The following is a 20,264-nucleotide window of genomic DNA, read 5'->3' on the forward strand; positions in this document are numbered from 1 at the left end:
CTCGCTGCGCGCTAACGCGCTGCGAGCTGCAACGCGCGGCGGCGGCTGTACAACAAACGTGCAACGGTTTGCTCGAATGGCGGTGGGCTTAAAGTCACCGGGGTTGCGAACTTCCCGAGACCCCCGCGACAACCACCGCCCGAAATCCCGGCTGCAACGTCACCAGAGCGGCCGCGCTAGCGCGGCCGCAACTGCCGTAACTACACCGCGCACGCTCAAAACTCACAATTGAGGGTTGGGCGGTGGGAAAAGAGTCACGCGCGAATGCGCATGTGACATATCGGCGGCGTCGGGAATGTCCTAGGTCTTCCCGGCAGCTTCGGACGAGAGGGACCTCGCCGGAGCAATGCGCCCAGGGACGGGACCCAAGGAATCCGCGCGAAGCGCGAGTGACGGGGAGCATGGTGCCGGGAAGACCTAGGACGTTCCCGGCGACGCAGACCACCGAGGCCTCTGTCAGCGACGCCGAGCTAGAACACTTCCGCCGATGTAGGCCACCGGTGCCGCTGAAGGCAACGTAGAACTAGAACACGCCCGCCAACGTAGGCCACCGAAGCCTCTGAATGCGACGCAGAGCTCGAACGCTCCCGCAGGGCCTTTACCCGCCGACGCTCCGCAACGCCACCGCCTTCTTCTCGTCCTGGCTCCGAGATAGCGCCAGATTACGCGCCACGATGTCGAGCATCTCTTCCAAGCGCTTGAGGTCCGCATCGCTGAGACCAACGAACGTCTGATCCTCATGCGCCTTCGCGACCTCATTCAACCGCCCCAGCAGCGGCTGCGCCTTCTCCGTGAGATGCACACAGTGCGCGCGTCGATCCTTGGGATGTTCGCGGCGTTCGAGATATCCATCCGCGCACAATCGATCGATCAGCTGCCCCGCCGTGACCTCAGTAATCTCCAGCATCGATGCAATCGTTCGCTGCGTAGCGCCTGGGCTGCGGGCCACAGCAACAATCACGCTCCATTTTCCGCGCGTCAGCCCGTCGCCTTCGACGAACTGGTCGAACCGTTGCCTCATTTGCCGGGCGATCACAGTCATTTTCACGGCCACGGCTCGTTTCCGGCTCTCGGGTGCGTTCAAGGTCGCTCCGGCGGACCCAAAGAGAGTTTCGGGAGTCGGTTGTTCGGGGGTGCGATCTTTCTTGATAGCCATCGGTGCGCTCGCTCAGACGCGTTCAATGATGATAGCCGGCGCCATGCCGCCCGCCGCGCACATCGTCACCAGGCCACGTTTTAGATCACGACGCTCCAATTCGTCGAGCACGGTCCCAATGAGCACCGCGCCGGTTGCTCCGATCGGATGACCGAGCGCGATCGCTCCGCCATTCGCGTTGACCTTCTCCCGATCCAGCTTGAGATCGCGGATGAACTTCTCGACCACCACGGCGAAAGCCTCATTCACTTCCCACAGATCGATGTCGTCAACAGTCAGGCCCGCTCGGGCCAGCACTTTCTTCGCTGCCGGCACCGGGCCATTCAGCATCAGCGTCGGATCGTCACCCATGTTCGCTGTCGCAACGACGCGCGCTCGGGGCTTGAGTCCGTGCTTGCGTGCGTAGGTGTCCGAGGCGAGCAGCAATCCCGCCGCGCCATCCACGACGCCCGAAGAACTGCCAGCGTGATGGAAATGTTCAATCTTGAGATCGGGATAACGGCGGTTGATGAGCTGACGGAACGTCACGCCGCCTTCGAGCGGAAAGTCGGCAATTTGCGTGAAGCTCGGCTTCAGCGCTGCGAGATCCTGCGCGGTGGTCTGCGGCCGGGGATGCTCGTCCTTCGCCAGAATAACTTTGCCGTCGTCATCGACGACCGGAACGATGGAACGCTCGAATCGACCTTCCTTGATCGCGCACGCGGCGCGCTGCTGGCTCTCGAGTGAGAACGCATCCAGCGCTTCGCGACCGATGCCTTCCATCGATGCGATAGCATCGGCGCACACGCCTTGATGTGACTGCGGATGACGTTCCTGCAGGCGAGCATTGCCGGTGCCAATGCCGAGCGACTTGAACCCCGCGGCTCGTTCCTCTTCACCGAGCGTCGTAATCAGCGACATCATTTCGGTGCCGCCAGCGACGATCAGATCTTCCATGCCGGACATGATCTGCGCTGCTGCCAGGCAGGTCGCCGTCAGGCCGCTGCCACAGAAACGATCGAGTGTGACGCCGCTGGCGCGCACGTCGTAACCAGCATCGAGTGCAGCCATGCGGCCCATGTCGCCGCCCTGCTTGCCCTTCTGTGCGCTCGTGCCCCAGATGACGTCATCGACTTCGGCGGTGTTGATGTCATTGCGCTCCTTGAGCGCTTTGAGCACCACGGCTGCCAGGTGCTGGGGATGCATTTTGGACAGCGCGCCCTTGCCCGGCTTGCCGATGCCTCGCGGTGTGCGGACGGCATCGACGATGAATGCTTCGGCCATTGCATCCCCCTTCGTTATGGATGGCTGCGGCGGCAGGTCATCGTGACCGTGCCGCCGCCGCTCGATTCATCACTTCAGCTTGCGAACTTCGCTCTTGGAAAGACTGGTCGTCAACTTGCCATCGACGACCGACAACGTGGACGCGGGCACCGTCACCATCTTGCCGTCGATGATGACCTGCGCCGAACCGTCGTCCGTCACCCGGTACACAGCACCGAGACGCGCGCCGTTCGACGCCACCAGCATCTTGCCCTCTGTCGCCACTGCCTCTTGTGCAAGCGCCGACAAGCTGATGAACGCGCCCATCGCCAAGGCAACCCAGGACTTCCTCACGTGACTTACTCCGAGTTTGAAAAACCACAAAACGAACCTTGGAAACCAAGGTACCTCATACCAAGGTGCCTAATACCTAGGCACCTAATACAAAGCTACCTTAGTACTTTGTGGGTCAAAGTCAATGGCAGGTCATGTGAATCAGTACGCAGATTGGCGCTCGGCTACCTCGCTGAAACAAATCGTTTCCTTAGTGAAATCAAACGATTTCGTCGATCCGAACCCAGCGTCGCTCGGTCGAAGACCGGCGTGCGGCTTCCAGAACGCGCTCCACCGACCAGGCCTGATCGAAGTCCGGATGGGCCGGGCCCTCGCCCTTGATGGCCCGAACCATACGATTCATCGACAACGCCATCGGGTACACGGGCTGCGGATCCGCCTCGGCGACGACCGAAATTTCGGAGGACTCGAGCAGCCGCCGCGGGATCTCGACCGGCTCGAGACGCCCACTCGCAAGCGTCCCCGCATGCAGCGTCGTGTCGCGACTCGTTGGAAAACTCGGCGCGGCCGCGACGAAGCGGCCATTGCTGCCGAACGCTTCGAGTCGCCAGCCCGGCGCAACCGTGGCGTTCCACGACACCTGCAGCTGCACGACCATTCCGTTCTTCATCCGCAGCAGCAAACAAGCGAAATCGTTGTTCTCCGGCTTCAGCACCTGGCCGTCGGGAAACTGCCACTGCTCGAGCAACTGGCCGTCGTGCGCAACGACTTCAACCACCTCGCCGAACATGAAAACGATCATGTTCAGCGCGTGACTGCCGAGATTGCGCATGGCCGACACGCCGTGGCCGCCCTGCCAGAACCAGTTATACGGAAACAGCGGATGCGGCTTGTTGAAGAGCGACAGATTGAAGAAACAAGTCGCGGCGAACGGTTTGCCAATGAGTCCGTCCTGCATCAGTTCCTTCGCCATGCGCGGCGCGGGAAGCCACTGCGAATAAGCGTCGGTGATCGCGACTTTGCCGCTGGCATGCCAGGCGTCGCGCAGCTCGCGCGCTTGATCGATATTCGCGGCGAACGGGATGCCGTTGTAGACATGCTTACCGTTGCGGAGCGCGGATAAAACCATCGCGTATCGAATGCTCGGCCGCGTACCGCAATCGACGATGTCGATGTCCGGATCGGCAACCATCTTCTGCGCGTCCCAAAAGGCTCGCTCGATCCCGCACTTCTTCGCTGCCGCTTCGGCCGTTTCCTGGCGTGACGTGCAGACCGCCGTAACTTCAACACCCGGCACAGCGCGCCACGCAGGCAAATGCGCGAACGTTCCCCAATTCGCACTGATGATTCCAACTCTTAAGGTCATGTGCGCGTGTCCGTTCAGCGAGGCTGCATGCGAATGGCGCCGTCGAGCCGCAACGTCGCGCCGTTGACGTAGCCGTTGCGAATCATCTCGAGCGCCATGCTCGCGAACTCATCCGCGTGGCCCAGCCGCGGCGGGAACGGCACCATCGCGCCGAGCGCCTCCAGCATCTGCGGCGTGGCGCGAGACATCGCCGGAGTGTTGAAAATACCCGGCTGGATTGTGTTCACACGAATGCCTTCACGCGACAGATCGCGGGCGATCGTCAACGTCATTCCTACGATTGCGGCTTTGGCTGCCGAATAGGCCGCCTGCCCCATTTGTCCTTCGGTGGCCGCAGCAGACGATGTGTTGACGAGCACGCCGCGCTCACCTTCGATCGGTTCCAACGACATCATCCCGGCGGCAGCGCGAGTGATGCAGCGGAACGTACCGACGGTGTTCAACCGCAACACCCACTCGAATTGTTCGGAAGGAAATATCTTGATCTCGCCGGTCTGCTTGTCCCGGCGCGCAGTGGCGATCGCGTTGCCGCCGCCCGCACAACAAACGAGTGCACGCTCCTGGCCTTGCTCGGCGCGCGCCTTCGCGAAGGCTTCGTCGACGCTGGCGTCCGAAAGCACATCGCAGCGACAGAAGATGGAGCCGGTCTCGGCGGCCGCCCGTTCGCCGGTTTCCGGGTTCAGGTCGAAGATGGCGACTTTCGCGCCGGCCGCACGTAAGGCTTTGACAGTAGCCAATCCCAGGCCGGACGCGCCGCCCGTCACGACGGCCGCCAATGTCGCATCGATCTTCATTGCGTTCCCCCTAGCTGTCGGCTCAAGTTCTACCGAACTGTCGCCGGCTATGCAACACTGCTGTTGATTAGTGAGCGCGATCTCAGAGATGATCGCGACACAGGGTACGGGCGCGGGGGACGCTATGCAGGTCATGAAAGGGGTGAGAGTTCTGGAGGTGGCGCAGTTCACCTTCGTGCCGGCCGCCGGCGCCGTCCTGGCGGACTGGGGCGCGGACGTCATCAAGATCGAACACCCTGTTCGCGGCGACACTCAACGCGGCTTCCTCAACATGGGCGGTGTATCGCTCGACCCCAATCGTCACACTCTCATGGAGCATCCGAATCGAGGCAAGCGCAGCGTCGGCATCGACGTCTCCACGCGCGAAGGCCAGGAGCTCCTGTATGAGATCGCGAAGACGTCGGATGTGTTTCTGACGAACTATCTGCCCTCGGTGCGTCAGAAACATAAATTCGATGTCGAGCACATCCGCGCAGCGAACCCGAAGATCATCTACGCACGCGGCAGCGCATATGGCGACAAAGGTCCCGAGCGCGATGTCGGCGGATTCGACGGCACGGCGTTCTGGTCACGCAGTGGCATCGCCCACTCGATGACGCCCGCGGAGCTCGGCGGACCGCTCACTCAAGGCATTCCGGCGTTCGGCGATTCCATCGGCGGCATGTTCATCGCTGGGGGCATTGCCGCTGCCCTCTTCCATCGCGAGCGCACCGGCGAGACGGCGGAACTCGATGTTTCATTGCTGAGCACTGCCTGGTGGGCGTCGGGCGCGCTGGTCGCGCAAGGCATGGAGAAAGGCGTCATTACCCGCAACGCCATGCCGTCGTCGGGCGGCTCGGCGAAGAATCCCTTGATGGGCAACTTCCGCACATCGGATGGCGGCACGATCAATCTTTGCATGGTGAGCCCGACCGGACTGATCCGCGATGCGTTCGAGCATTTCGGCATTCCCGAAGCGGCGGACGATCCGCGCTTCGCCGACGTGCACAAACTGATCGAGAACTCGAAGGCGGCGAGCGATCTCATCGTGCAGGCCATCGGCAGCAAGCCGTTCGCTTACTGGCGTCGGCATCTGAAGACCATGAAAGGCCAGTGGGCGCCGATCCAGAGCCTGATCGATCTGGCGACCGACGAGCAAGCGCTGGCGAACGACATGATCGTCGAAGTGGAAGCGGTCGAAGGCCCGCCGCTGAAGCTGGTGCGTGGCCCGGTGCAGTTCAATCATGCGCCGACGAAAACGACGCGAGCGCCCCAGGCATCGGAACACACCGAAACCTTCCTGATGGAGATCGGCGTCGATTGGGACCGCATCGAGCAGTTGAAAGCGGCCGGCGCGATCGCCTGAGCAATCATCGAAGACCTACCCCATGAAACCCGGAACGAAACTGAAAAGCGCGGCCTGCGATACCGAAATCATGGTGGTCCGCGCCGGCGACGCGGCGATCGAATGCGGCGGTTTGCCGATGGCGGAAGAGCGCCCGGCCGAGCGCAAGCCGATGAATCCGGCATTCGCCGAAGGAACCAAGATCGGCAAGCGCTATGTGAACGCGGCCGGCACCGTCGAGCTGCTCTGTGTGAAGCCCGGACAAGGATCGCTGTCGATTGCCGGGCAAGCGCTGAAAATCAAGGACGCGAAGCCGCTGCCCGCCTCCGACTGAGTCGCTCGCGATGAACATTTCTCTCATTCTACAGATGGCCGCCGATGCGGAGCCCGAGCGCATCGGGTTGGTCTGCGATGGTCGTCGCTGGTCCTATCGGTCGTTGTGGAAGGCCGCCCACGGCGCAGCGCTGAATATTCTGAAAAGCGGTGCGTCTCATGTAGCGTTGCTCGACGAGAACAGTGAGGCTGCGGCGATCTCGCTGTTCGGTGCGGCGATCGCGGGCGTGCCGTATGTCCCGTTGAACTATCGGCTTGCGGATGCCGATCTCGCGGCGTTACTGCAGCGAATCGCGCCGGCTTACATCACGGGCGATGTGGAGAGGATCGAGCGGCTCAGTCCGGTTGGCGGGCATACTGCTTTGTCGCGCACGGATTTCGTCGCTCAGGCTGAACGCTTGGGGGACGTTGGCTCTGCCGATGAAGTCGAGCAGGACATTGCAATTCAGCTCTTCACGAGCGGCACCACGGCGGCGCCGAAGGCCGCGATCCTGCGTCACTCGAATCTGCTCTCTTACATTCTTGGCACCGTCGAGTTCAGCTCCGCTTCGGAAGATGAAGCCGCGCTGGTCAGCGTGCCGCCGTATCACATCGCCGGGATCGCCGCACTGCTGAGCTCGATCTACTCGATGCGGCGCATTCTGCTGTTGCCTGCGTTCGATCCCGACGATTGGCTGGCGCTCGCAGCCGCTGAGCGCGCATCGAATGCCTTTGTCGTGCCGACCATGTTGTCGAGAATCATCACCCGCATGGATGAAGGTGCGCGTTTCGAGCTGTCGGCGCTGCAAGCCATCGCCTACGGCGGCGGTCGCATGCCGACCGAGCTGATCGAGCGTGCGCTCGAATTGTTTCCACGGGTCAACTTCACGAACGCGTACGGGCTTACTGAAACCAGTTCGACCATCGCTCTGCTCGGTCCCGAAGAACATCGAGCCGCGCAGGGCGCGACGGATCCAGCGATTCGCGCTCGTTTGGGATCGGTGGGCAAACCCCTGCCGACTGTCGAGATCGAGATACGCGACGAGGACGGGCGACGGCTGCCTCCGGGCGAGCGTGGCGAGATCTACGTTCGCGGCGAGCAAGTCTCAGGGGAGTATCGCGAGCGCAAGGCGCTCGACGCCGATGGCTGGTTTCCGACGCGAGACGCCGGATACATGGACGCGGATGGTTATCTCTATCTCTCCGGTCGAGCCGACGACATCATCGTGCGAGGGGGCGAGAACATCTCTCCTGCTGAAATCGAAGACGCATTGATGACTCACCCGGCTATCGCCGATGCGGCGGCGGTCGCTGTGCCTTCTGTGGAATGGGGTGAAACCGTCGGCATCGCGATCGTGCCGCGCCCTGGCCAGAAAGCACCGAGCGATGAAGAGCTGCGCACGCTGATCAAGAATCGGCTGCGCTCGTCGCGAGTGCCCGAGCGAATCGCGGTCATGGACGCACTGCCCTACAACGAAATGGGCAAGCTGCTGAGACGCGAGGTCCGCGCACTGCTACGGAACTACACGACGGTCGCCGCGCCTGGCCCCTGAACTGCAAGAGCTCGTCGCTGCCCATCAATTGCATGGCCGCCATCGAAATCCCACTCGCCAGTCGCGCCGATGAAGTCCTTCGTCGGCTCGCGAGTGCGACGGGCTCGGCGGCAATTGCCGATTTGACAGGCCAGACACTGCTCGGCGAGCGCGCCATGCTCGCGGGCATGCGGATTCCGGCTCGAGTCTCGGCGGGCGGTGGTTGTCGTTTATTCGATGCCGCAGACGACACTATTGCGCTGAATCTATCGAGAACGGCTGATCGCGAACTCTTGCCGGCGCTATTTGAAACTGACGCGATCGATGGCGCGGACGATGCAGCAATCGCGACCTCGGTGGCGACATGCAATGCTGAATCGTTGGTGATGCGCGGGCGGGGGATGGGTTTGGCCGTCGCGGCGGAGCATGAGACACGCGTTGTTAGATCGAATCCATGCGTTGAATTGGCACACGGATGTTCGGCTGACAGCAGCCGACGCTCGCGGCCGCGCGTTGTCGATCTTTCCGCGTTGTGGGCAGGCCCGCTATCCTCACACCTCTTGTGGCTCGCTGGCGCAGAAGTCATCAAAGTCGAAAGTCGCACGCGGCCGGATGGCATGCGGAGCGCCACTCAGTTCTACGCGCTGCTCAATCAAGGAAAATCCAGCGTCGCCGTCGATCTCGGCGATCACAATGACCGGCTGGCGCTGCGTGCCTTGATCGCCACAGCGGACATCGTCATTGAAGCTTCTCGACCTCGCGCCCTCGCGCAGCTCGGTTTCGATGCGGCGGAGATTGTGGCGATGACGCCGGGATTGGTGTGGATCACCATTACTGGGCATGGCGCGACGGATGAGCCAGCGAACTGGGTTGGATTCGGCGATGACTCCAGCGTTGCCGCCGGCTTGAGCGGCGCCCTGCGTGAAGTCACGGGTAGCACAGGATTCGTTGGCGATGGGATTGGCGATCCGTTGACCGGCATCTTCGCGGCAAACGCCGCATGGCATGCATGGCAATCCGGGCTCGGCGGTCGGATAGGAATTGCGTTGAGCGACGTGGTCGCTCACTGCCTGGCGCAGTGTCGCGAGCGCGAGCCGGAGCTGTTGAGACAGCAGCTACTGGATTGGGCGGCGAGCGTCGGCCGACCGTTTCCGTCAGTGGCGCGCCGGCACGTTGGTAGCGTCAGCGCCATGGGCGAGCACACGCAGGCGGTGCTCGGGCCGGTGGCGACATGTTAATCCGCTGCGCCGAACTCGAAGGCGGTGGCATTGCCGATGTTCGCGTCGAGCGCGGCTTCATCACCGGTATCGGTCGACTCGACGCTCACGATAACGAGCCTGTGGTGGAGGCTAGTGGCGGCCTGCTACTCCCCGGCCTGCACGATCATCACATCCATGTCGCAGCTCTGGCAGCCTCATTGAACTCCGTCCGCTGCGGCCCACCCGACGTCGCCGACAACGAAGCGTTTGCTGCAAGCTTGCAGATTCCGGGCAACGATTGGCTACGGGCAACCGGCTATCACGAAAGCGTCGCCGGCATGCTCGACGTCACTGCGCTCGATCGCATCGTCCCCACTCGCCCGCTGCGCATTCAGCACCGTTCCGGTCGCATGTGGTTCTTCAATTCGGCCGGACTCGATCGCTTGCTGGCGAAAGGCCCGGCACCGCTCGGCCTCGAACACGACGGCAGTCGCTACACCGGCCGCCTCTTCGACGAAGACGCCTGGCTCCAGCGCACGCTCGGCAGCGAGCCGCCGTCGTTCGCGCAGGTTGGTGCATTGCTCGCGAGCCGAGGCGTAACGGGCCTGACGGAAATGTCACCCGCCAATGACGCCTTCATGGCTCGCCACTTCTTGAAAGAAACATCGACCCAATCGCTACCTCAACGAACCGTACTCGCCGGCCGCCTGGACTTATCGAAAGCCGATACCAGCGACCGCGTCGTACTCGGCCCGGCCAAGTTGCACCTCCATGAAGCCGCCCTCCCTTCACTGGAAGACGCGACCGATTTCATCCGCCGCGCGCACGAGCAAGGCCGCGGCGTCGCGGTTCACTGTGCAACTGAGGTCGAGATCATCTTCACATTGGCAGTCTTCAAGGACGCCGGCACGATCCCAGGCGATCGCATCGAGCACGCCTCCATCGCGCCCGACGCGGCGGTCGAAGACATCGCAAACGCGGGCATTGCCGTGGTCAGCCAACCGCATTTCATCAGCGAACGTGGCGACCGCTACCTCGCCGATGTCGACGCCGACGCACGCCCTCTGCTCTATCGCCTTCGCGCGTTCCTCGATGCGGACGTGACATTGGCTGCTGGCAGCGACGCGCCGTTCGGCAACTTCGATCCGTGGGCATCGATGGCCGCAGCAGTCTCGAGACAGACAGAGAGTGGCGCGTCGCTTGGCGAGTCAGAAGCACTCACGCCAGAGCAAGCACTCGATCTGTTTCTCCGTGACCCAAACGCACTGAATCGCCGCAGACGCATCGCCATCGGCGCGCCAGCCGATCTCTGCTTGCTCGATCGCTCGTGGGCCGACGCCCGCGGCGCGCTCTCATCAGCGTACGTCCGGGCGACATTTATCGATGGACGCATGATCTTCGCCCGTAACAGCAATAACAGCTCGCATCGACTCGAGGGGATGACATGAGTGGCTTTGACGATGTCGTCGACTTTGTCGTGGTTGGCAGCGGCGGCGGCTCGATGTGCGCCGGCCTGCTGATGCGCACGCAGGGCAAGAGCGTACTGATCCTCGAGAAGACCTCGCTCGTCGGCGGCACGACCGCTCGCTCCGGCGGCGTAATGTGGATACCGAACAATCGCTTCATGAAGCGGGATGGCGTCGAGGACAGCTTCGAGAAGGCCACCCAGTATCTCGATGCGCTGATGGGCGGACAAACGGACGCGCCTGGTTCGACCGCCGAGCGCCGTCGCACCTATCTGACCGAAGCGCCGCGCATGGTCGACTTTCTGGTGAATCAGGGCGTGAAGCTGAATCGCATCGGCTATTGGCCAGACTATTACGACGACCTTCCCGGCGGCTCGGAACAAGGCCGCACCGTGGTGGCCGAGCTGTTCAACGTGAACGAGCTCGGTGAGTGGAAACAAAAGCTGCAACCCACATTCATTCGGGCGCCCGTGGATCTGCTGCAACCTTCGCTCGAAGAAATGATGGAACTGCCGGCGATGATGCGATCGTGGCGAGTAAAGGCGCTGCTCGCGAAGCTGGTGATCCGAGGCATTCTCGCAAAGATGACCGGCAAACACTGGATCGCGGGCGGCGGTGCGCTGCAGGGACGCATGTTGCAAGCGGCTGTCCAATCCGGCATCGAGATTCGCACCGAGTCGCCAGTCAGCGAGCTGATCGTCGAAAACGGCGCTGTCAAAGGTGTCGTCACAACCAGGAACGGCAAGCCGTCGCGAGTCGAAGCACGCTTGGGAGTCCTGGTGAACGCCGGCGGCTTCGCTCGCAATCAACGCATGCGGGATCAATATGTGCCGGGCACGTCGGTGAAGTGGACCATGGCCACGCCCGGTGACACTGGCGAAATGATCGAAGAAATGATGCGCATCGGCGCGGCGACTGCGCAGATGGACGAACGCGTCGGCAATCAACAAACTCATCCGCCGGGCGCCGCTGACGGCGAGGCCAAGCCGACGGCGCAAGCATTGACCGCGTCGCCTCATGCCATTCTGGTCGATCAGACCGGCGTGCGTTACATGAACGAAGGCGGCTCCTACATGGCCTACTGCAAGGCCATGCTCGAACGAAACAAAACCGTGCCCGCGGTGCCGAGCTGGGCGCTCTTCGATAGTCAGTTCATGACGAAGTACTTCCTGGCCGGCTCGATGCCAGGCAAGCCGAAGCCACAGCAGTGGTACGAGCAGGGTTATCTCAAGAAGGCCGATACCATCGAAGGGCTGGCGCAGCAGCTGAAGATCGATCCTGCGGCACTCGAAGCCACGGTCGAGCGGTTCAACGGCTTCGTCGCAAAGAACAAGGACGAAGACTTTCATCGCGGCGCGCGGGCCTACGATCGTTGGCTGGGCGATTCGCTCAACAAACCGTCCGAAACACTGGGCGCCATCAAACAAGGTCCGTTCTATGCCGTGCCTATCGTGCCTGGGGATGTGGGCACCTACGGTGGCGTTGTGACCGATGAACACGCGCGAGTGCTGCGCGCCGACGGTTCAATCATTCCCGGCCTCTATGCGACAGGAGTATCGACCGCGTCGGTGATGGGTCGCTTCTATCCTGGCGCGGGCAGCAGTGTGGGGCCGTCGTTCGTCTGGGGCTACGTCGCCGCGAAGCACGCGGGCGGGGTCAAATAAACTCACACAGTCACGGGCGGTTGATCTTCGATCGCGTCGATCAGCCGCCAGCGCAGCGCCGTCTGCGCATCGATCCGCTGACCGGAAAGCATCATGAGTGCTGCTCGCTGACGACCTATTCTGCGCGGCACGGATACGCAGCCACCCGCACCGGGAAGCAATCCCATCGCGAGCTCTGGAAGTTGAAACCACGCTGTCGGCGCGGCAGTCACGCGACCTGCGAATGCCGAGATCTCGACACCCGCACCGATAGCAGCCCCTTGAATGTGCACATCGAGAATTTCACGCCGTCGAGCTAGTGCCAGGGCAGGCAGCGTGCGTGCGCGAATGAGATGAGCCGTTGCTGGATCCGTCGTCGTGCCAAACTCTTCGAGATCGCCACCGGCGCTGAACGCCTCGCCGACCGATCGCAATTTCACGGAGCGTATTTCTGGGTCGAGCGACGCTAGCGTGAACGCCTCGCAGAGTTGGTCGCGTATGACGCGATTGATGGCGTTCCGAGCGTGGGGGCGATCGAGCACGATGTGAAGGGTTGCATCCTGTCGCTCGACGATGACTCTGCCCTCGGGGTCCGGTGAGGGACGCCGCCCCATCAACCACGCCGCATATTCTTCACTTCCCTGCAGGAGCCCATAGGCCAGCGACTCCATCGCCAGCGCATGCTCCAGGGAGAGCCGTTCCGAGGTCCGCAGTAATTGCACCGTGACCGCGGCAGCTCGAGGCGCTCGCTCGACCTGCTTGATCAATGTTTCCGCATCGATCGGCGACTCGAGAACGGCATCGAGCGTCGACGCGAGACGATGCCGCCGCTCGCCAAACCCGATGACCGGGAACGGCGGCAAGGAATCCCACTGAGCGATATCCTCGCACGCGTCGAGGTCGACGAACGCCAATGGCTGCCACGCCTCCGCCGAGCCCGACCATCCAAGCGACGGATCGATCAGATACTTTTCGACGGCAGCGCGCAGCGTCGGCTGCATGAGAGATAACCTGCAATGTTGGCGAGAGCCTGCAGGTGTGGATGTTGTCTCAACTGGAGCAATAAGTCACGGCGCTATCCGCGCCAGCCCCTCAGTCGACTGCCCGCATCACAGCTAATGATTTCGCACGTGATGAACCGAGCCTCATCCGAGGCGAGAAACACGCCAAGCGCCGCAATGTCATCCGCCGTGCCGTGCACCTTTAGCATCTGCTGACTCTGGATGCGCTGGTACGTTTCGGCGGGAAGGTTGTCGCGAGCCGCGGGCGTCTCCATCAGCCCCGGCGCAATCGCATTCACTCGGATGCCATCGGCGCCGAAGACACTCGCCATGCCATATGTCATCGCGTTCAATGCCGCCTTCGTTACGCCATAGGCGGTGCCCGGCAGGTTCGCTGCCATCGATGACACGTTCAGCACCACACCTTTTGCTCGCGCTAACGGCGCCCGGAGAGCCTGCGCCAGAAGCAGCGGCGCAACTGTGTTCACCGACAGAAGTTTCAACCACTGCGCTTGTGTGAGCGACTCGAATGAAAATGCAACCTGACCATACGCGAGCCCGGCATTGTTGATGAGCACGTCCATTCCCTCGTGCTGGCTGGCCACTTCCGTCGCAAACTTATGAATCTCGTTCTCGACGGCCAAGTCAACCACGTGCGTCGAGCAGCGAGCGCCTTCCTTCGTCAGCGCCGCTTCAGTCTCAACGAGGCCGGCCTTGTCCACGTCGGTAAGGATCAGCGCCGCGCCTTCGGCCGCGAAGTGGCGCGCAAACGCCAACCCCATGCCGCCAGCCGCGCCAGTGATGGCAACAACCTTGTTCTCGAAGCGCTTGGTCATTCTCGCCGTCCGCCAAGCTGCAGCCATCGTTCGGGCGTCATGTAGCAATACTCCAGGTAGTGACCGACCGTGTCGCGAGCGTCGATGTAAAGCCATTGCGATTGGCCCGGCGCACCGCCTTCCATGATGACCGGCAGCTTTCGGCGCTCCACCTCCGCACGAAAGCCATTCCAATCGTCTTTCACTCGCATGGCAACGTGATGGAAGCGCAGCGTGGATCGCTCCGGCAGCTCGGCCGTGTAGACATCAACGGCGCCCGCCACCGGCTGAATCAACTCGTACTGCAGATTTCCAATCCAGCCGAGCGCCAGCTTGATACTGGCTGTTGCTAGGCCTGCGCGTGTACGCAGTTCATAGCTGATTTCGTAGCGCTGAAATCCGTCGAATCCATGCCGTGTGCGGAACTGCTCGATAGCCACATCGAGATCTCGCGTGATGTACGCGTTCTGATAATGATTCTCCAGGCTCGCCAGCGCGCCGATCATCGCTCACCCTTCCCGTTCGACGTCGTACTCGGACAGATAGCGCTCGAACATGTCTCGCACACGCTCCGGCGTCAGGCCGAACTGCGCGAGCTTGTACTCATGCTTACCGAACTTGTCCTGCGGATTATCGGCCAGCCACGTTCGCATGCCATGCTCGGCCTCCGGTGTGAATTCATCGCCCAGCGATCGATACAACGTGCGCATCGAACCGACGGGATCGCGCATGAGGTCGGCATAGTGCACGTCGACGATCCGATCGCGGCCGATTCGCGCCCGAGCATCCATGATGCGATTGGCGTGCTCCACCGCCTGCCACGAGTAGTTCTTCGCGATGTAATCCAGATCCGGCGTCAGCCCGAACGCGCTGCTGCCCATTTTCATCAGACTGCAGAAGGAGCCGGTTGCGGTAAGCGGATCCCGATGCGTCCACACCAATCGTGCATCGGGATAGGCTTTCAGCAGAGTCTCCAGCCATAAGCCGTGCGATGGCTGTTTCAGGTTCCAAACGCCCGGCGCCTCCGCCTGCAGCACCTGCAGGAATCGCTTGTGATACTGATAGGTGGACGTGAGATCGGCGTCGTTGAACAGCCAGTCGCGATAGTTCGGCAGCTTGCCCCGCCCCTCCCACATCAGCGCCTTGAAATCGGCGTTGATGAAGAACATGCATTCGTTCGGATAGATCGCCGAGCTGCGGTAGTACTTGCCCGCGTCCGGACGCGCAGCGAGCATCTTGCGTTCCATCTCGAGCCGCGCCAGCGCACGCGGATCGGTGTAGAGCGCGTCCTTGGTCGGCGGCGGCACTGGATCGTCGATCTCCCAGGTCAACGGCGAGCGACGAGCCGGATCCGCCGCCAGAAGATTACTCAGCAGCGTCGTGCCCGTGCGAGGAATGCCGAAGACGAACACCGGCCGCTCGACAGGCCTTTTCAGCAGTTCCGGCCGCTGCTCGAGATAGGCGTTCGCCTTCAAACGGTTCGACAGCGCGCCGATGACCGAGCTACGGAATCGCTGAATACCCATCTCTGGATAATCGATGGTGTTCGCATCTGCCAGCAGAATGTCGAGCCCTTCGCGGAAGCTCTCACTGTCGAAGCGCTGCAACCCGGCTGCTGTCCGTGCCGCCTCGATCAGCTCATCGGCGACTAGTTTCTGCGGCATGTGATTCCCCCTGCGGATGCTCGATTCATCTTGGAGCGCCGTGCCACCGGGCGACAACGCGAATCGAGTTCGACTTCGAGCCACAATGCATCGATCCGGCCGCCGCCTAGCCGGCCCGCAGCACGCGCTGCCTGAATTCGCGTGGCGTCTCGCCCGTCGCACGACGAAACGCAAACGAGAAACTGGACGGCGACGCAAAGCCCAGCGAATACGCGATCGACTTGACGCTCTCCTCGGTCGCCAACAGACGTTTCGCGTTGTCCAGCCTGCAGTGCTCCACATAATCGCCGATGGAACGACCTCGGCTGACGCGAAACGCCCGCGTCAGTTGCCGCACCGATAGATTGCAGAGTTTGGCAAGCTCCTGAAGTGTCGGCGGCTCGCGGACTTCCTTCAGCCGCGCCTCGATCATCCGCAGTCGCCACGGCGAGAGGCCGCCGCTCGCGGGCGCGTCTTGCACGGTTGCGCAATAACGCGCCAACTCGATCACGGCCTGCGCGATGATCAGCTCGACCATGACCGCACTCGCGAAGCCCGGATGACGCAGTTCCTCGGCCAGGCGGAGCATCAGCCCGCGAATGTTTGCATCGGCAATGTCCAGGCTTGCCGCCAGCCGCCGATCGGTCCATTCGAAATCTTCGCCGAACCATTCGCGCAAGCGCTCCGGCGACAGATGACACAGGATCGATGCCTGCGGCGGGCCACCGTCGCTGCGCGCGTGCATTCTTTGGCCTGGCGGGACGAGAAACATATTGCCGATGCGCTCATAACGAAGCGGCGACCAACGATCCACGTAACAGGCTCGCGCGTTGCGCGGCCGCGGCGTGAGACAAAGATCCAGCCAGTAATTTCCCTTGTCGCGCAGGATATTGTCGGCCGGCCCGGTCACGTCGAAGCGCACGAGTTGCGCGGTTGCAAGTGGATTGCGGACCTCGGCCTGAATCGTCATCGATGGTTCAGCGGCGCTCACTGTGGTTCCCCCGACGCTGTCGCTTCAAATCATATTTCTGTCGTTTCCCGTCATGACTGCCGCCGCGCGCGATGTTTGTTCGCTTGGATCCGTCTCACGATCATCATTGCGGCCGGCTATCAATACTACGCAAGGTTGCCCGGTATCGGCAGGCTCGTCGAGACTTCGATCGAACGCATATCTGGGGGAGGATGCAATGGCCAAAAGCTTGTTCGATCTGACCGGCAAGGTCGCCGTCATCACCGGCGGCAACAGCGGCATCGGCCTGGGCTTCGCACGAGGCATCGCCAGACAAGGCGGCAGCGTCGTGATCTGGGGTCGCAACGTGGAGAAGAACGCCGCGGCCAAACGCGAACTCGAGGCGTTCGGCGCTCGTGCAGCTACAGTCGAAGTGGACGTTGCTTCCGAACAGCAGGTCATCGCTGGTTTTGAAACCGTGATCAAGGAGTTCGGCCGCATCGATTGCGTCGTCGCGAACGCCGGGTTACCGCCCCCTCGCGGCGGCACCTTGGATCAGGCCACCCAAGACTATCTCTCGTTCATGGATATCAGTTTGCACGGCGCGTTCTACACGCTTCGTGAAGGCGCACGTCACATGGTGAAACGCGCCGAAGCCGGCGAGCCCGGCGGCTCGCTGATCTTCTGCGGCAGTCTGTCGATGTTCAAAGGATTGCCGGGCAAGGTGCCTTACGCCGCGTCGAAGGCCGCGATGGGCGCGATCGTGCGGACCATGGCGGTCGAATTCGGCAAGTACGGCATTCGCGCCAACACCGTCGCACCGGGCTACATCAAGACCGGCATGACGGGCGAATCGACCGAACTCAGCCAGATCGACAAGTACTTCGCGTCGAAGACACCGATCCCACGCCCTGGCTATCCCGCGGATTTCGAAGGCATCGCGGCCTACCTCGCGAGCGATGCATCGTCATTCCACACCGGCGACACGATCGTCATCGACGGCGCCTCGCTGATCAATCTCTAAGGAAGCAGGACATGCGCGTTCTCAACATCCACGGCGTCGACGATGTGAGATTGGATCCCGTCGAGCCGCCGCGCGCGGGCAAAGGCGATGTCGTTATCAAGGTGAAAGCCTGCGGTGTCTGCGGCAGCGATCTCTCCTACGTCAAGATCGGCGGCATCCATCGCAAGCCCGGCGGCGTGACGCCGATCGGCCACGAAGCGGCCGGCGAAATCGTCGTCGTTGGATCGGACGTGAAAGGCGTGAGCGTCGGCCAGCGTGTCGTCATCAATCCCATGATGACGCCCAGCTACATCGGCAGCGGCGGCCCGGAGGGTGCGTTCACCGAAGAACTGCTCGTCCGCGATGCGCGCGTCGGCGACAGCTTGCTGCCTATTCCCGATGATCTGCCCTACGACGTGGCTGCGCTCACCGAGCCACTGGCCGTCGCTTTGCATGGCGTGAACCGCTCGCAGGCGAAGGCTGGCGACAAGGTCGTCGTGTTCGGCTGCGGCCCGATCGGACTCGGCATGGTCGTGTGGCTCGTGGATCGCGGCGCTACCGATGTGGTTGCGCTCGATCTGTCCGATGAGCGCCTGGAGCGAGCCAAGGCGCTCGGCGCTCGCGCGGCGATCAATCCAACTCGAGACAATGTTCGCGCTCGCCTACTGGAGCTGCACGGCTCCGCGCGTGTGTTCAGCCGAGAGGCGGTGGGCACCGACGCCTACATCGACGCCGCCGGCGCGCCGAGCATACTTTCCGATGTGATCAACATGGCGAAGTATCAATCACGCCTCGTCGTTACCGCGGCCTACATGAAACCTGTTGAGATCAATCTCGGCACGATGCTGACGACGGAAATGACCATTACCACCGCCGTCGGTTATCCCAATGAGATGCCCGATGTGATCGCTGCCCTACCCCGGCTGCGCGACAAGGTGGCCACCTTGATCAGCCATCGCTTTCCCTTCGATCGCGTCATCGATGCTTTCGCGATGGCCGGCACACCGCAGTCCGCGAAAGTAATGGTCGAGTTTGACGAGACTGGCGCATGAGCACGCCCGCCGATGGCAAGCCGCCGCTGGCGAGCATGGTCCTGGCCGGCGACCAGCAGACCGAAGCGGCGCGCATCGCCGACTTCATTTTCATGGCGAAGGATATTTCCAACGCCTACCTGGTGACGACGGCTGACGGCGACGTCCAGATCAACGCCGGCTTCATGGACAACGCCGAGCGCACAAAGAGCTTGCTTGCGCCTCACCGCACCGGCCCGCTTCGAAAAATCATCCTCACCCAGGCGCATCCCGATCATTACGGCGGTGTGCCGCTAATGAAGGAGCCTGAGACCCAAGTGATCGCCGAAAGGCGCTTCGTCGACACCTGGCGCTACTTCCGCGATCTCGGCCCGTATCTCGCCCGCCGTTCGGCCAAGCTGTGGGGCGGCACGATCAAACGCAAAGCCAATCCCCCTCCACCACCTGAAGTTGTGCCGGACATCGTCGTTGATCGGCGTTACGAGTTTGAACAGGGCGGCCGACGTTTCGAAGTGATTTCGACGCCGGGTGGCGAGACGCTGGATTCGCTCGTGGTATGGATGCCGCGGGAACGGATTGTCTTTACTGGCAATCTGTTTGGGCCGGTGTTCCTGGCGATGCCGAATTTGGTGACCATGCGAGGGGATAAGCCCCGGTTGGTGCAGCGTTATCTGCCCTCGCTCGATGCGGTTCGGAAGCTGGGGGCGGAATTGCTGATTACCGGACACGGGGAACCGATTCGTGGCGCGGAGAACATCCGAGCGTCGCTCGACAGGATGCACGCGGCGGTTTCGTATGTGAGCGAGCAGACGATCGCTGGCATGAATGCCGGCAAGGATGTGCATACGTTGATGCGCGAGATCCTGTTGCCGGAGGAACTGAAGATCGGCGAGTTCCACGGCAAGGTCTGCTGGGCTGTGAGGGCGATTTGGGAGGAATACTCGGGGTGGTTCCACTACGACTCCACCACGTCGCTCTATGGCACGCCTCGTTCGTCTGTTGATGCTGACTTGGTTGAGCTTGCCGGCGGCGCTGACGCGCTCGCCGCGCGCGCTAATGAGAAGTTGGAGAAAGGTCTGGCGCTGGAGGCGATGCATTTGCTGGATATCGCGCTGGGCGCGGAGCCTCGCAATATCGCTGCACTGAAAGTTAAAGCCGACGTCTTGAAGCGTCTGCAGGCGGAATCGGGCGGAAGCAATCTCAGTGAAACGATGTGGCTGAAGTCGGAGCTCGCTGCGGTGGAGGCAGCGCTGGCTTCCTAACCAGGCGGGGTTTGGAAGAAAGAGGCGCCAGTGGCTCGCAGCGGGAGGAAACGCTGACGCACGGAAGATGGCTCTCCGAAACAGCAGGGCTCATCATGGACGTGACGCGAGGAGCGCAATGCGCTCCGGCGGGCGCCCGGTGCCGGAAGGAGGTCCCTCCCCCTAGCCTGCGCGAGCCACCGACGCCTCTTCCTCTTACAAAGTCGGCGGCCGCGCCTGCGCAAGCCGCCGA

At 62.2% G+C, this 20,264-nt stretch carries 19 protein-coding genes; 9 read left to right on the forward strand and 10 right to left on the reverse strand.

All coding sequences use genetic code 11. The features are described from left to right. Window positions 1-598: 598 nt before the first annotated feature. From GYH35_RS27890 to GYH35_RS27910, 5 genes are all read right to left on the reverse strand, one after another. On the reverse strand, window positions 599-1,042 hold the full coding sequence (locus GYH35_RS27890; RefSeq protein ID WP_235936883.1) for a MarR family winged helix-turn-helix transcriptional regulator: 444 nt from the start codon (window positions 1,040-1,042) through the stop codon (window positions 599-601). A gap of 126 nt (window positions 1,043-1,168) precedes the next feature. After that, on the reverse strand, window positions 1,169-2,419 hold the full coding sequence (locus GYH35_RS27895; protein WP_161830146.1) for an acetyl-CoA C-acetyltransferase: 1,251 nt from the start codon (window positions 2,417-2,419) through the stop codon (window positions 1,169-1,171). Between the two features lie 69 nt (window positions 2,420-2,488). Beyond that, window positions 2,489-2,752, reverse strand: a complete 264-nt coding sequence (locus GYH35_RS27900) for a hypothetical protein (RefSeq protein ID WP_202624792.1) — start codon at window positions 2,750-2,752, stop codon at window positions 2,489-2,491. 199 nt (window positions 2,753-2,951) lie between these two features. Next, entirely contained in the window at window positions 2,952-4,058 is a 1,107-nt protein-coding gene (locus GYH35_RS27905; RefSeq protein ID WP_161830147.1) for a Gfo/Idh/MocA family protein, read from the reverse strand. 14 nt (window positions 4,059-4,072) lie between these two features. After that, window positions 4,073-4,852 (reverse strand): SDR family NAD(P)-dependent oxidoreductase, encoded by a 780-nt coding sequence (locus GYH35_RS27910; RefSeq protein WP_161830148.1) that lies wholly within the window; start codon window positions 4,850-4,852, stop codon window positions 4,073-4,075. 133 nt (window positions 4,853-4,985) lie between these two features. Between GYH35_RS27910 and GYH35_RS27915 the strand changes: the two genes are divergently transcribed. From GYH35_RS27915 to GYH35_RS27940, 6 genes are all read left to right on the forward strand, one after another. Then, window positions 4,986-6,197, forward strand: coding sequence for a CaiB/BaiF CoA transferase family protein (locus GYH35_RS27915; protein ID WP_161830327.1), 1,212 nt, complete (start codon window positions 4,986-4,988; stop codon window positions 6,195-6,197). 22 nt (window positions 6,198-6,219) lie between these two features. Next, window positions 6,220-6,510, forward strand: a complete 291-nt coding sequence (locus GYH35_RS27920) for a hypothetical protein (protein WP_161830149.1) — start codon at window positions 6,220-6,222, stop codon at window positions 6,508-6,510. 10 nt (window positions 6,511-6,520) lie between these two features. Then, a complete protein-coding gene (locus GYH35_RS27925; RefSeq protein ID WP_161830150.1) occupies window positions 6,521-8,041 on the forward strand; it encodes a class I adenylate-forming enzyme family protein in 1,521 nt (506 codons plus the stop codon). A gap of 380 nt (window positions 8,042-8,421) precedes the next feature. After that, entirely contained in the window at window positions 8,422-9,258 is an 837-nt protein-coding gene (locus tag GYH35_RS27930; protein WP_235936884.1) for a CoA transferase, read from the forward strand. After that, window positions 9,252-10,667 (forward strand): amidohydrolase family protein, encoded by a 1,416-nt coding sequence (locus GYH35_RS27935; RefSeq protein ID WP_161811574.1) that lies wholly within the window; start codon window positions 9,252-9,254, stop codon window positions 10,665-10,667. The genes GYH35_RS27930 and GYH35_RS27935 overlap by 7 nt, the downstream gene beginning before the upstream one ends. Further along, window positions 10,664-12,349: an FAD-dependent oxidoreductase gene (locus GYH35_RS27940; protein WP_161811573.1), complete on the forward strand. Its 1,686-nt coding sequence runs from the start codon at window positions 10,664-10,666 to the stop codon at window positions 12,347-12,349. The genes GYH35_RS27935 and GYH35_RS27940 overlap by 4 nt, the downstream gene beginning before the upstream one ends. Window positions 12,350-12,351: 2 nt before the next feature. Here the strand turns inward: GYH35_RS27940 and GYH35_RS27945 are convergent, their stop codons facing one another. From GYH35_RS27945 to GYH35_RS27965, 5 genes are all read right to left on the reverse strand, one after another. After that, window positions 12,352-13,329 (reverse strand): enoyl-CoA hydratase/isomerase family protein, encoded by a 978-nt coding sequence (locus GYH35_RS27945; RefSeq protein WP_161811572.1) that lies wholly within the window; start codon window positions 13,327-13,329, stop codon window positions 12,352-12,354. A 74-nt stretch (window positions 13,330-13,403) separates the two neighbouring features. Then, entirely contained in the window at window positions 13,404-14,165 is a 762-nt protein-coding gene (locus tag GYH35_RS27950) for an SDR family NAD(P)-dependent oxidoreductase (protein ID WP_161811571.1), read from the reverse strand. Further along, on the reverse strand, window positions 14,162-14,650 hold the full coding sequence (locus GYH35_RS27955; protein ID WP_161811570.1) for a VOC family protein: 489 nt from the start codon (window positions 14,648-14,650) through the stop codon (window positions 14,162-14,164). Before GYH35_RS27955 ends, GYH35_RS27950 begins: the two co-directional genes overlap by 4 nt. A 3-nt stretch (window positions 14,651-14,653) precedes the next feature. Beyond that, window positions 14,654-15,808 carry a sulfotransferase family protein gene (locus tag GYH35_RS27960; protein ID WP_161830152.1) on the reverse strand — a complete coding sequence of 385 codons (1,155 nt, stop codon included), beginning with the start codon at window positions 15,806-15,808 and terminating at the stop codon, window positions 14,654-14,656. 106 nt (window positions 15,809-15,914) lie between these two features. Next, window positions 15,915-16,778, reverse strand: coding sequence for a helix-turn-helix transcriptional regulator (locus GYH35_RS27965; RefSeq protein WP_202624796.1), 864 nt, complete (start codon window positions 16,776-16,778; stop codon window positions 15,915-15,917). Window positions 16,779-16,974: 196 nt separating this feature from the next. Here GYH35_RS27965 and GYH35_RS27970 point away from each other — a divergent pair, with 196 nt between their 5' ends. Genes GYH35_RS27970 through GYH35_RS27980 form a run of 3 tightly spaced genes read left to right on the forward strand, consistent with a single transcriptional unit; the run spans window position 16,975 to window position 20,032 of the window. After that, the gene (locus tag GYH35_RS27970) at window positions 16,975-17,760 is read left to right on the forward strand and encodes an SDR family NAD(P)-dependent oxidoreductase (protein ID WP_161811568.1); all 786 of its coding nucleotides are present in this window, start codon (window positions 16,975-16,977) and stop codon (window positions 17,758-17,760) included. Window positions 17,761-17,771: 11 nt separating this feature from the next. Beyond that, on the forward strand, window positions 17,772-18,791 hold the full coding sequence (locus tag GYH35_RS27975) for a zinc-dependent alcohol dehydrogenase (RefSeq protein WP_161830153.1): 1,020 nt from the start codon (window positions 17,772-17,774) through the stop codon (window positions 18,789-18,791). After that, window positions 18,788-20,032, forward strand: coding sequence for an alkyl sulfatase dimerization domain-containing protein (locus tag GYH35_RS27980; RefSeq protein ID WP_161811566.1), 1,245 nt, complete (start codon window positions 18,788-18,790; stop codon window positions 20,030-20,032). Before GYH35_RS27975 ends, GYH35_RS27980 begins: the two co-directional genes overlap by 4 nt. Window positions 20,033-20,264 lie beyond the last annotated feature (232 nt).

It is taken from the genome of Steroidobacter agaridevorans (genome assembly GCF_009932555.1).
Lineage (GTDB): Bacteria > Pseudomonadota > Gammaproteobacteria > Steroidobacterales > Steroidobacteraceae > Steroidobacter > Steroidobacter agaridevorans.

Bases quoted from the DNA above. Each gene is read 5' to 3' on its own strand.
- GYH35_RS27890 (WP_235936883.1), bottom strand. From the start codon at position 1,042: ATGACTGTGATCGCCCGGCAAATGAGGCAACGGTTCGACCAGTTCGTC.
- GYH35_RS27895 (WP_161830146.1), bottom strand. From the start codon at position 2,419: ATGGCCGAAGCATTCATCGTCGATGCCGTCCGCACACCGCGAGGCATC.
- GYH35_RS27905 (WP_161830147.1), bottom strand. From the start codon at position 4,058: ATGACCTTAAGAGTTGGAATCATCAGTGCGAATTGGGGAACGTTCGCG.
- GYH35_RS27910 (WP_161830148.1), bottom strand. From the start codon at position 4,852: ATGAAGATCGATGCGACATTGGCGGCCGTCGTGACGGGCGGCGCGTCC.
- GYH35_RS27915 (WP_161830327.1), top strand. From the start codon at position 4,986: ATGAAAGGGGTGAGAGTTCTGGAGGTGGCGCAGTTCACCTTCGTGCCG.
- GYH35_RS27920 (WP_161830149.1), top strand. From the start codon at position 6,220: ATGAAACCCGGAACGAAACTGAAAAGCGCGGCCTGCGATACCGAAATC.
- GYH35_RS27925 (WP_161830150.1), top strand. From the start codon at position 6,521: ATGAACATTTCTCTCATTCTACAGATGGCCGCCGATGCGGAGCCCGAG.
- GYH35_RS27930 (WP_235936884.1), top strand. From the start codon at position 8,422: ATGGGTTTGGCCGTCGCGGCGGAGCATGAGACACGCGTTGTTAGATCG.
- GYH35_RS27935 (WP_161811574.1), top strand. From the start codon at position 9,252: ATGTTAATCCGCTGCGCCGAACTCGAAGGCGGTGGCATTGCCGATGTT.
- GYH35_RS27940 (WP_161811573.1), top strand. From the start codon at position 10,664: ATGAGTGGCTTTGACGATGTCGTCGACTTTGTCGTGGTTGGCAGCGGC.
- GYH35_RS27945 (WP_161811572.1), bottom strand. From the start codon at position 13,329: ATGCAGCCGACGCTGCGCGCTGCCGTCGAAAAGTATCTGATCGATCCG.
- GYH35_RS27950 (WP_161811571.1), bottom strand. From the start codon at position 14,165: ATGACCAAGCGCTTCGAGAACAAGGTTGTTGCCATCACTGGCGCGGCT.
- GYH35_RS27955 (WP_161811570.1), bottom strand. From the start codon at position 14,650: ATGATCGGCGCGCTGGCGAGCCTGGAGAATCATTATCAGAACGCGTAC.
- GYH35_RS27960 (WP_161830152.1), bottom strand. From the start codon at position 15,808: ATGCCGCAGAAACTAGTCGCCGATGAGCTGATCGAGGCGGCACGGACA.
- GYH35_RS27970 (WP_161811568.1), top strand. From the start codon at position 16,975: ATGGCCAAAAGCTTGTTCGATCTGACCGGCAAGGTCGCCGTCATCACC.
- GYH35_RS27975 (WP_161830153.1), top strand. From the start codon at position 17,772: ATGCGCGTTCTCAACATCCACGGCGTCGACGATGTGAGATTGGATCCC.
- GYH35_RS27980 (WP_161811566.1), top strand. From the start codon at position 18,788: ATGAGCACGCCCGCCGATGGCAAGCCGCCGCTGGCGAGCATGGTCCTG.